Annotated in this window: 10 protein-coding genes; all 10 read right to left on the reverse strand. The window is 35.7% G+C overall.

Annotated features, from left to right (window positions below; translation table 11 throughout):
- Positions 1–44 precede the first annotated feature (44 nt).
- Positions 45–587: an outer spore coat protein CotE gene (gene cotE / locus AC0L8O_RS12270; RefSeq protein WP_026559268.1), complete on the reverse strand. Its 543-nt coding sequence runs from the start codon at positions 585–587 to the stop codon at positions 45–47.
- A gap of 356 nt (positions 588–943) precedes the next feature.
- Positions 944–1378, reverse strand: coding sequence for a regulatory iron-sulfur-containing complex subunit RicA (gene ricA / locus AC0L8O_RS12275; RefSeq protein WP_473448302.1), 435 nt, complete (start codon positions 1376–1378; stop codon positions 944–946).
- A gap of 1 nt (position 1379) precedes the next feature.
- Positions 1380–2906, reverse strand: coding sequence for a tRNA (N6-isopentenyl adenosine(37)-C2)-methylthiotransferase MiaB (miaB, locus tag AC0L8O_RS12280; protein WP_473448304.1), 1527 nt, complete (start codon positions 2904–2906; stop codon positions 1380–1382).
- Positions 2907–3269: 363 nt separating this feature from the next.
- Positions 3270–5411 (reverse strand): DNA topoisomerase III, encoded by a 2142-nt coding sequence (locus AC0L8O_RS12285; protein ID WP_473448306.1) that lies wholly within the window; start codon positions 5409–5411, stop codon positions 3270–3272.
- 185 nt (positions 5412–5596) lie between these two features.
- Positions 5597–6466: a 2-oxoacid:ferredoxin oxidoreductase subunit beta gene (locus tag AC0L8O_RS12290; RefSeq protein WP_473448308.1), complete on the reverse strand. Its 870-nt coding sequence runs from the start codon at positions 6464–6466 to the stop codon at positions 5597–5599.
- A gap of 1 nt (position 6467) precedes the next feature.
- Positions 6468–8204 carry a 2-oxoacid:acceptor oxidoreductase subunit alpha gene (locus AC0L8O_RS12295; RefSeq protein ID WP_473448310.1) on the reverse strand — a complete coding sequence of 579 codons (1737 nt, stop codon included), beginning with the start codon at positions 8202–8204 and terminating at the stop codon, positions 6468–6470.
- Between the two features lie 191 nt (positions 8205–8395).
- Positions 8396–9319: a dipeptidase gene (locus AC0L8O_RS12300; RefSeq protein ID WP_473448312.1), complete on the reverse strand. Its 924-nt coding sequence runs from the start codon at positions 9317–9319 to the stop codon at positions 8396–8398.
- A gap of 99 nt (positions 9320–9418) precedes the next feature.
- A complete protein-coding gene (spoVS, locus tag AC0L8O_RS12305; protein ID WP_003181955.1) occupies positions 9419–9679 on the reverse strand; it encodes a stage V sporulation protein SpoVS in 261 nt (86 codons plus the stop codon).
- Positions 9680–9885: 206 nt separating this feature from the next.
- Positions 9886–10680: a TIGR00282 family metallophosphoesterase gene (locus AC0L8O_RS12310; protein WP_473448315.1), complete on the reverse strand. Its 795-nt coding sequence runs from the start codon at positions 10678–10680 to the stop codon at positions 9886–9888.
- Positions 10681–10764: 84 nt separating this feature from the next.
- A complete protein-coding gene (rny, locus tag AC0L8O_RS12315; protein WP_034331980.1) occupies positions 10765–12327 on the reverse strand; it encodes a ribonuclease Y in 1563 nt (520 codons plus the stop codon).
- Between the last annotated feature and the right edge of the window lie 190 nt (positions 12328–12517).

A 12517-nucleotide genomic window follows, 5' to 3' on the forward strand; every position in this document is an offset into this window, starting at 1 on the left:
ATGTATTTATACACTAAAAAACTAGGAGGTTGCTTTCCCCCTAGTTATTCTTCTACATCTCCAACTAAAAATTCCGGATTTAAATCTTCAAACTCGTCATCTAATTCTTCTTCCCAGTCTTCATCATCTTCGCAGCCTTCAGGATTCACATGAACACATACTTTTGTTTCACCAATAACTTCAGCGAGATGTTCGCGTTCTGCTTGAACGATAATCTTATTTCCATTAGGTGAAATGGTCACTTCCAGGCAATTCGGTTGTTGAAGTGCTTTACAGATAACTTCATGCTCATCGTCAAGAAAATTATCATCTTTATATCTTAATTTTATAATATCAACATATTCTACGCGTTCTGTTACAACTTCTGTTTTTGTATTTTCGTTGTAAGAATACCATACATTAATATCATAAGTACCTTCTACTTCAACAGTTCTGCCATTCTTTTGAGCATCATAATTATGGTTGATGATCCAGCCACCTAAAATGCTCGCTGGTTTTTGCGATGGTGCAATCGTATGTGTGCATTGTGAAAATTTACGTCCTTTTGCAACAACAGCTTTCGTTATAATTTCTCTGTATTCAGACATTCGAGCATACCCTCCTCAATAAATCTTCATTTAATCCTATGCTAGGCTAATAACAGATGTGCTAAGTAATTAAATGAATTCATGACATGTTACGCCAATACCCGTAACGTATAATACATTGTATGCTAGGGTGACAGAATATGTGCCTAAAAATAAAAAAAGGTGCCTGGATAATAAGAAAATAATGGCCTATTTTTTTGTTGAAGAAAAAAGTAAATGACCTTTTCATTTAAAAAGATTATTCAGAAGAGTTTATGAGGAATAGATAAAACTTATGACTAGTTTTGAAATTTAAAAAAGGATTCGAATAATCCATTCGAATCCCATTGATAGCAGTTTTTATTAATTAATAGCGTTCAAGAACAACTGCTTCCAGGAGAATTTTTGATTTTCGATCCTGTTTCTCCTTGTAATAAATCCCCACCAGTAGTTGTGATAATTTCATTTGTCACTTTATTTGAAATTGTATGTGATACAAGTTGAAGCAAATCATTTACTTCCAGTTGAGATTCTTTGAATTCTTGAATAATCGGAATCTCATCTAATTCATTTTGAATGTTATCAATCTTAGCCTCAACTTGCTTTAACGCTTCGTGTTTTCCATAATGTTGGAAGTTTACTGCTTGTTTTTGCAAACTTTTAATACTTGCAATCATTTCACGAACTTTTTGATTATCATTAAGCTGTGCTTCTGCACGTTTAAAGAAATCAACTTCTTTTGATTCAGAAATCATTTGTGCAAGTTCACGTGCCTTTGCTACAATATCATCTTTTGTAAATGTTGTTGTCATCTTATTTCACCTCAATCGCTTCTTCTACCATTTCTCCATCTAATGTCCATGTTTTTGCTTTTGTAATTTTTACTTTGACAATTTTCCCTATTGCTGACTTAGGTGCTCTAAAGTTTACTAGCTTACTTTTCTCAGTGTATCCTGCTAAAACTTCAGGGTTATTTTTGCTTTCACCTTCAACTAATACGTCGACAATTTGGCCTTCATATGCCTTTAACTTCTTGGCAGAAATCTCGTTAACTACCTTATTTAAACGTTGAAGACGTTCCTTTTTCACTTCCATTGGTACATTATCCTTCATTTTTGCAGCAGGTGTACCTTCACGTGGAGAGTAGATGAATGTGTAGGCACTATCAAATTCTACTTCACGATATAATGAAAGTGTTTCTTCGAATTGTTCTTCTGTTTCATTTGGGAAACCTACAATAATATCTGTTGTTAGAGATGCATTTGGCATTGCTGCTTTAATTTTCCCAACAAGCTCTAAATAGCTTTCACGTGAATATTTACGTGCCATGATTTTTAATATTTCTGAGCTTCCTGACTGAACTGGTAAATGAATATGATCTAGAAGATTTCCACCCTTTGCCAGCACTTCAATTAAGTGATCATCAAAATCACGAGGATGACTTGTAGTGAACCTGATTCTAGGAATATCGATTTTATGGATTTCGTCCATTAAATCACCTAGTCCATATTTAATATCCTCGAAATCTTTACCATAGGCATTTACGTTTTGACCAAGAAGCGTGATTTCCTGATATCCTTGTGCTGCTAAATGACGCACCTCTTGGATAATTTCATCAGGACGACGACTACGCTCTTTACCACGTGTATATGGAACAATACAATACGTACAGAATTTATCACATCCATACATAATATTTACCCATGCTTTAATATTCCCTTTACGTACTTTCGGAAGATTTTCAATTACATCTCCTTCTTTAGACCACACTTCCACAACCATCTCTTTTGATAGATATGCTTCATTTAAAATCTGTGGTAAACGGTGGATATTATGAGTACCGAAGATCATATCTACAAATGGGTGTACTTTTAGTATACGGTTAACAACTGATTCTTCCTGTGACATACAACCACAAACACCTAATAGTAAATCGGGTCTTTGCTTTTTTAATGTTTTAAAATGACCTAGCTCGCCAAATACTTTATTTTCTGCGTTTTCGCGAATCGCACATGTATTTAACAAAATCACATTAGCATCCTCTACACCATCTGTTGGCTCATATCCTAATGCCATGAAAATTCCAGCCATTACCTCTGTATCATGTTCATTCATTTGACAGCCATATGTGCGGATATAAAACTTACGACCTTGTCCCATTCCTTTAAACTCTTCAGGTATTGAGAAGCCATCATACTTTACTTCTTCCTTACCACGTTTCTTCGCATCTTTTAAGGAAGGTGGCATATATACCGCTTGGAAATACTGGCTGTAGTCCTTATCGGATTTTTTGTCCGAAGGAGTTACTTGAGTGCTTTCCTTACGTTGTTGTTCGTTCATAGTGTCAATCTCCTTTCAATTTGCTTATGAACAGCAAAACATCACTCTGAATTTTAACATTAACTCAATTATTATTAATAAATCGTACGAATAAATATAATCATTCAACGTACATCATAAAAGTATATCGATTATCTATAAAGAATACAATAATAAACACATACCGCCTTAAATTTTACACGTTTTCAGCAGAAAAGGCTAATATCGTTTTATGGAAAATCACAAAAAAGTTATGATTCCAGATGTCGATAATATAATTATGTAAACTATATATTTATAGATGGAAGCCTTTTGTTTTTATTAAAAGGCTTTCATCTAGATTGGTATATAAATGATCATGTAAATTTCTTCTTTTATTTAACGCTATTCAAACAAAAAACTAATCTTTCCTGATTTCCATTCCAATCGGGCATCAAATGTCTTCTCACCCTTTTTAAATCCTTTGATGACATTTGTTTGTCCTTCATTTAAAAGCTTTTGTATATTAGTTTGAGAGATTTTTTTGCCAAGAATCTTCTTTGAAATGGTAAATTTACATTGATGTGTTTTATAATTTGTACAGCCGTAAAACTCCCCCTTATCAACTACATTACCTTCACATAACATACATTTTCCGGCTTTTTTTCCTATTGTAAAACGTGAAGAAGTTCGTTGTATTGACTCAATTTTTAAGCCTTCAAAACTCCATGTCGTTGAAACCTCAATTGCATCAGATACTATCTTCTTTGACAATTTTTTCGTTTGTTCCATAAAAACAGAAGGTGATGCATGCCCGTCCCCAATCTCAGATAATCTTTGTTCCCACTTTGCCGTCATTTCTGGTGATGCCAAAATATGATCACCTATTGCTTGAATTAAGACTTTTGCTTTATCTGTTGCGAAAACTTGATTTTTCTTTACCTCAATATATTTTCGATCTTTAAGCATAGTAATAATTCCTGCTCTTGTAGCTTCTGTTCCAAGACCTTCTACTTTACTTAATACTTTTTCGAGCTCATCATTTTCTAAATATTTTCCCGCTGTTTTCATTAACGTGATTAATTGACCTTCTGTATATCGTTTTGGTGGTTGAGTTTTACCTTCCTTAGTATCAATTTTATCTACAATTCCATCATCATTTTTTTGTAGATTTGGAAGTATTTCGTCTTTTTCCTTATCATCCTGATAAATGACTTTACGCCAACCTTCCTGAATTTGTTGTTTTCCTTTTGTTATAAATTCAGCACGTCCATCAACTAAGGTGGTAAGAGTCGAATAATCAAATATTGCCTGATCATAGTGAGCAGCAATTAATCTACGAACGATCATATCATATATTTTTTGTTCATCTGCTGATAGTTTCTTAGGATCTCGCACTTGTTCTGTTGGGATAATAGCATAGTGATCTGTCACCTTTTTTTCATTAACATAACGGGAATTAGTAAGAATAGATGATTTAGGTAACGGAAACAAATTACTATATTCATCAAACACACTTAACTTTTGCAAAATATCTGGAAATTGCTCGGCTTCTCCTTTCGTTACATATGTTGAATCACTACGTGGATAGGAAACAATTCCCTTTTGATAGAGAGACTGAACAATATCCAACGTTTTCTTTGGAGAAAATTTGAACCCCTTGTTAGCGGTTGCCTGCAGAGATGACAAATTAAATAAAAGTGGTGGTTGATATTCTTTTCGTTCTGTCTTTATTTCCTTAATGACAGCAGTCTTTCCTTTACAAAATGCGGCTATCTTACTCGCAAGCTCTTGGTCCATTACACGTGTTTGTTGATCTTTATGCCATTTCCCTTTATATTTTTTCCCATTTATCTTAAACGTGGCAATGACTTCCCAAAAGGGTTCCGGTTTAAACTCATCAATTTCTCTTTCACGTTTCACTATTAAAGCGAGGGTTGGTGTTTGTACACGTCCTGCAGAGAACACATCATTCATACCATGTTCTTTAAGAAGAAGAGAATATACTCTAGAAGCATTCATACCTACTAACCAATCTGCACATGCACGAGAGTACGCCTCATAAAATAAATTTTTAGTTTTTTCATCATCTAATAATTGGTTAAAACCTTCGTATATTGAAGCAGGTGTTAATGACGAAATCCACAATCTTTTGATTGGTTTTTTCACACCAGCCAAATGAATAATATTACGAACAATTAACTCTCCCTCACGCCCTGCATCACCTGCATGGATAATTTCTGTAATTTCTGGTTTAGTCAGAAGTTGCTTAACAATATAAAACTGCTTGGCTTTCGATTTCGTTACCATGTATCGAAATTTATCGGGTATGATCGGTAACATTGTTATGGACCATTTTTTCCATTCAGATTTATAGGCTTCCGGTGGACTTAACTCAGTTAAGTGTCCAATCGCCCATGTGCAATAGGCTCCATTAGGAAATAGTTCATTTGGTTTAATTTCAAAATATCCATCTCGCTTTATTCGTTGAAATTGTGCACAAAGGGTTGATGCTTGATCAGGCTTTTCGGCAATAATTATTTTCATAACTTTCCTACACCTACTAATTTACAATTCTTTTTCTAGTTTACTTTATTTTTTCTTTTATGAAAAACAACAGAAAATTAATTTTACATGAAAATATGTCTTATTAACATAGTAAATTCATATTTTCACTTGATTACCTAACATAGAAAAAGAGCTGATGAATTACCATCAGCCCTTCTGTTATTTTACATAAATTCTGCAACTAATTTATTAAACTCTTCTTCATCTATCTCCAGTTCGGCTTTTGAAAGCGGGATATCGCTGTAACCATTGATCATATCTTGATATGATTTTTGCTCTTTATTTTGATAGATTAGTCCTGTTACTAATCCATTATGTTTCATAAGAGTTTGCATAGCCTGTTCTCTATTGTGAGGGTCATAATCTTCAATAGTACCAAGCTTAGTAAGATTTTCTTTAAACCAGTCATATGTGTTTACTTTATTATAAGTTACACATGGACTAAATACATTAATTAATGAGAACCCTTTATGATTAATTCCGGCTTCAATTAATGCTGTTAAATCTTTTAAATCAGTTGAAAAACTCTGTGCAACAAAAGTTGCGCCTGCTGTTAATGCCATTTCCATTACAGAAAGAGCTGATTCAATTGAGCCTTGTGGGGTACTTTTGGTCACAAATCCTGCATCACTACGTGGTGAAGTTTGACCTTTTGTTAGACCATATATTTGATTGTCCATGACGATATATGTGATATCAAGATTTCTGCGAATTGCATGGATTGTATGTCCCATTCCAATGGCAAAGCCATCTCCATCTCCTCCAGAAGCAATAACAGTTAAATCTTTATTTGCCATTTTTACTCCTTGAGCAATTGGTAAAGATCGACCATGAATACCATGGAATCCGTATGAATTGATATATCCTGAAATACGTCCGGAGCAACCAATACCTGACACCACAGCTAAATTTTCAGGAGTAAGCCCTACATTTGCTGCCGCACGCTGAATAGCTGCTTGAACAGAGAAATCACCACAACCTGGGCACCAGTTTGGTTTAACATTATTACGAAAATCCTTAAATGTTGCAGTCATGTTAGATCAACTCCTTGCTTCGCGTATGAATTTCATGAGGTAAGAATGGATTCCCATCATATTTTAATAGCGAAGATATCATACCCGCATGTCCTACGTTCATTTTTAGTAAGCTTGCCAGTTGACCAGTTGCATTATTCTCAACAACTATCACTTTTTTAGCCGCTTCTACTAATGGCAGCATTTCCTCTGTCGGGAAAGGGTGAATTAAACGAATTTGTGCGTGATTAACTTTTATTCCATCTTCTTCAAGTCGTGTCATTGCCTCTTCAATTGTCCCTCTAGTAGAAATATAACCAACTAGTAAAACATCAGGGTTTTCATGAGACACATTTTTATGAACAGGGTTATTGAATTGTAAATTGTTTAATTTTCTTAACCTCTTATCCATTTGATCTACACGATTTCCTGCAGACTCTGAAGGTTTGCCTGTTTCATCATGTTCAACACCTGTAACATGGTGAATTCCATGTTTCATACCAGGAATTACACGAGGTGATACTCCATCCTCTGTTACTTCATAACGTTTAAAATATGATTTATTTTCGACCTCCGGTAAGTCATCGGACACTAATTTTCCTCGGCGAATTTCAATTTTATTATAATCTAATGGCTCTACTGTTTGTTTTCCTAAAGAAAGTTGCAAATCAGTTAATAAGATTACAGGAACCTGGTATTCTTCAGCAATGTTAAATGCCTCAATTGTATCGTAAAATGCTTCTTGAACTGTACTTGGAGCCATAACCACTTTAGGTATTTCACCGTGTGTACCATAAATCATGGCCATTAAGTCAGATTGCTCCTGCTTTGTTGGTAATCCGGTACTTGGTCCACCACGTTGTGTATCTATAATAACAAGTGGTTGTTCAGTCATACCCGATAATCCGATTGCTTCCATCATGAGAGATAAACCCGGTCCTGCTGATGCTGTAAATGTACGTGCTCCAGCATAGTTGGCACCGATCGCCATTGTACAAGCAGCAATTTCATCTTCCGTCTGAATTACTGCTCCACCAAACTTAGGTAATTTTTTAATTAAGTATTCCATTATTTCAGAAGCAGGAGTTATAGGATAGGCAGCCATAAAGCGTGATCCACCTGCAATAGCACCTAATGCAATAGCGTCATTGCCGATCATAAACATACGCTTTTTCCCATCTGCTTTTTCTAAATATAGATCTTCCCGGTTATATTCAAGCTCGTCTCTTAAATATTTTGCACCCGTTTCGATAGCTTGCATATTTTTGGCGACAATTTGTTCACCCTTACGACCATAAATTTCTTGCACTACTTCACGATATTGGGTTGCATCAATATCTAAAATAGCACTTGTTGCACCAATAGCTACCATGTTCTTCATTAGCGATGTTCCAAGTTCAGTGGCAATTTCAGAGAATGGAACAGAATAAAGAGTTACACCCTCATTCTCAGGAACTGTTGGATTAAACTTGGTATCTGCAAGGATAATTCCTCCATCACGAAGCTCATGAAAATTAACATCTATCGTCTCTTGATCAAACGCTACTAATATATCAAGCTCGTCTGAAATAGCACGAACTTGTGTAGTACTTACACGGATCTTATTATTTGTATGTCCGCCTTTTATACGAGATGAAAAATGGCGGTATCCATATAAATAGTATCCTAGTCGGTTTAATGCAATAGAGAATACTTCCCCTGTACTTTCAATACCCTCACCTTGCTGTCCACCAACTTTCCAGGAAAGTTGACTAATCATGCCCTCTACACTCCTCAATTATACGTTCATTTGTTTATCTATTTTTCTTTTAGATTACACCACGTTAAGTATACCAACTTTTATGTAATTGTTGCGATGCAGCCCAAAACTTAGTAAAATGATTGGTTTTACACTAAACGTATTCAATTGTAGACCTTACCAGGAAAAAATACAAGACCTTAACTAAAATATTAAAAAGAAAGATAATCAACTAAATTTTGAAAAAGAAACTTTTTCACTTGTGTATCAGAATAATGTTGTAGTAACTCATTTCCTAAAATCTCATAACAGGAATAATTTTCAAGTCCAACTATCGTTTCATCTATTCCATCAAAATCTGAACCAAACCCAATTTGGTTTTCTCCACCTAATGAACACAAATAATCAATATGTTTAAGTAGATTTGAAATAGTTGGTTCAGGTTGTTCAGACGTAAAAAAAGGAACAAATGTAACACCAATAACACCTTTCTTACGAAAAAGAGCCACGATTTGTTCATCTTTCAAATTCCTTACATGTGAACATATAGTATAAACATTTGAGTGAGTAGCAATAGGGTAGTCTGCGAGATCTAATGCTTCCCAGAAGCTTCTTTCACTTGCATGTGATAAATCTGTCCACATCTTTTGTTTATTTAAATAGCGTATAACTTCTGTCCCAAAGTTTGTAATGCCGGCATTTCGCTTTTCTAACACACCGTCTGCCACTAGATTGGCATAGTTCCATGTTAGCCCTACAGATCGGACACCAAGCTCATATAGGAGCTCAAGGTTATCGATTTGATCGCCTATTGCATCACATCCCTCAAGTGTTAAAATGGCACCAGTTTCCCCATTCTTTAAGCCTGCTAGGTCTTCCTTCGTTTTTATAAGTTTAATCTCGGGATATTTATGAAGAATTTTTTGATAAAAAATATTGATTTGTTGTTGTGCTACAGTTAACCTTTGGACAAATGGAATATTTTCTGGAACAAAAATGGCAAAACATTGAATATTCTTTTTAGCTGTTTTAAGTTTTGATAGATCGACATGTAACCGATTATCATTAAACACATCTAGTTTTGGATTTTCCCATAGCTTAAAAAGCATGTCACAATGTGCATCAAAGATTTTCAAGACTACTCACTCCTTTATCTCACTTTTACTAATTATCTATAAAAAAACAGGGTTTGACTCATTGAGTCAAACCCCTTTCATGTTCTTACATAGAGTTTATTATCTCGGCTCTACGATTAATTTTATGGCAGTACGCTCTTCACCATCTATTTGAATATCTGTAAATGCAGGAATACAAATTAAGTCCACTCCACTTGGAGCTACAAATCCTCTCGCAATCGCTACAGCTTTTACTGCTTGATTAAGGGCTCCTGCACCAATTGCTTGGATTTCGGCAGCACCTCTCTCCCTCAATACTCCAGCTAATGCACCAGCAACTGAATTAGGATTTGATTTTGCTGAAACCTTTAATATTTCCATTTCTAGTTCCCCCTTTTTTCAATGAATACTTGAGTGTTCATTAGAACAATCATTGGTATATTTTGTCTAAAAGGACCTCCCCTAAATTCCTTTTAAACAGTATTAGTTATATATCCATTGCTACTATATTCACTAGAGTTGGAATATATTCCTGCTTGTTCGTACATTATTTCGAAAAATTCGCACTTATACACAAACTCTTGTTTTTACTCAAAGAACATATGATCATCATTAATAAGAATACGTTCAATTTTACTAGCTTTTCCAGTTTTATCATTCACATTAACTACAACACCACTTAGTTGAGTTCTACCCTCTGCTACATCATGACGAACCGGAAGGCCCGTTAAAAAACGCTTTAAGATCATTTCTCTGTCTACGCCTAATATTCCATCATACGGACCTGTCATTCCAACATCTGTTATGTATGCAGTTCCTTTATCTAATATCCTTTCATCAGCTGTTTGAACATGTGTATGTGTTCCTACAACTACCGATGCCTGTCCATTTAAATACCAACCCATCGCCTGTTTTTCACTGGTTGCTTCAGCATGAAAATCCACAAATATGACTGAAGTCCGCTTTTTAGCTTGTTCTATTAATTCATCAGCTTTTTTAAAAGGACAATCTGAAGGTGGTAAAAATGCACGTCCTTGTAAATTTATGACCGCTATTTCCTTTCCACCTACTGTAATAAAGGTCATTCCTTTTCCCGGATTGTTTTCAGGAAAATTGGCAGGTCGTATCATTTGAGTTGTATCATCAATAAATTCAAAAATGTCACGGTTATCCCATGTATGATTTCCCATCGTGATTACATGTGCACCTTGTTGTATAAATTGCTGATACATCTTTTCTGTAATACCTCTGCCATGTGCTGCATTCTCTCCGTTTATAATGACAGCGTGTGGCTGGTATTTTGTTTTTAACTTTGGTAAGTATTCCTTCACCATATCCCGACCCGGTGATCCAAAAACATCCCCGATAAATAATATTTTCATTTATGTACCTTCTTTACTTTATAGTTTTACATCTAGTGTTGCACATATTAGTGCAAAAATAAAGTGGCGCATCTCTGCACCACTTTATTTTGCATATTCAACAGCTCGAGTTTCACGGATTACCGTAACTTTAATGTGACCAGGATAGTCGAGCTCTTCTTCTATTCGTTTTCGAATGTCTCTTGCCAAACGATGTGCCTGTAAATCATCTATCGTATCTGGCTTAACCATGATTCGTACTTCACGACCAGCCTGAATAGCAAATGATTTTTCAACACCTTCATAGGATTCAGAAATCTCTTCAAGCTTTTCTAAGCGACGAATATAATTTTCAAGTGTTTCACTGCGTGCACCAGGTCTAGCAGCTGATAATGCATCAGCAGCAGCTACTATGACCGCAATAATTGAAGTTGGCTCTGTATCGCCATGGTGTGAAGCAATACTATTAATGACAACAGGATGCTCTTTATACTTTGTAGCTAATTCAACACCAATCTCAACGTGGCTTCCTTCAACTTCATGGTCAATAGCCTTCCCGATATCATGCAATAAACCTGCACGTTTTGCTAATAATTCGTCTTCACCAAGCTCAGCAGCCATTAAACCTGATAAGAAAGCAACTTCCATTGAGTGCTTTAATACATTTTGACCATAACTTGTTCTAAATTTTAAACGACCAAGTATTTTAATCAAATCAGGGTGGAGACCATGTACCCCTACTTCAAATGTCGTTTGCTCACCGATTTCACGAATGTATTCATCCACTTCTCGACGAGATTTTTCAACCATTTCCTCAATTCTTGCTGGGTGAATCCGGCCATCCTGAACCAGCTTGTCTAAAGCGATTCTAGCTGTTTCGCGTCGAATTGGATCAAATCCTGATAAAATGACAGCCTCAGGTGTATCATCGATGATTAGGTCTATACCAGTAAGTGTTTCAAGTGTACGGATATTACGTCCCTCTCGTCCGATAATACGGCCTTTCATTTCATCATTTGGAAGATTAACAACAGACACGGTTGTTTCGGCTACATGATCTGCTGCACATCGTTGAATAGCAAGTGACAGGATTTCTTTAGCCTTTTTGTCAGCCTCTTCCTTAGCTCGATTCTCACTTTCTTTAATCATGATTGCAATATCATGTGTGAGTTCATTTTCAACCTTATCAAGAATGATGCTTCTTGCTTCATCTCGTGTAAGGCTGGAAATGCGTTCAAGCTCTGTTTGCTGTTTACGCACAATCTCGTCCACTTTGCTTTCCATCTCTTCAATATGCTGTTGTCTTTCATTCAGAGAACCTTCTTTTCTCTCTAGCATAACCTCACGTTTATCTAAAGACTCATCCTTACGGTCAAGATTCTCTTCCTTTTGTAATAAGCGATTTTCTTGTTTTTGAAGCTCATTGCGTCTTTCGCGAATTTCTTGTTCAGCATCTGTGCGCAGCTTATGGATTTCATCCTTCGCTTCAAGAAGAGCTTCTTTCTTAGTAGCCTCCGCATCACGTTTTGCATCTTCAAGAATCTGCTCTGCTGCACTTGTAGCGCCAGCAATCTTCGCTTCGGCAATAGATTTTCGAACAAAATAGCCAACAACTGCACCGACGATTAGGCCAAGCAAAATGGAGATGATTATTGATAATACGTCCATCATTACACCTCCTCTTGCTATGAACTTGTTTTTCTAGATTAAAGTGTCGGCATGTACATTGTTCAAGTATAAGTTGTCAACATACAGCTCAAAGCCTTTTTTTCATGTGGAACTCTTTGCGTCTTTACATGAGTTGAAATAAGACAATATCAAGTACCAACATTTTCTGCTTTCAAAATGCTTCAATCAT

The organism is Metabacillus sp. KJ11-3 (assembly GCF_055808295.1).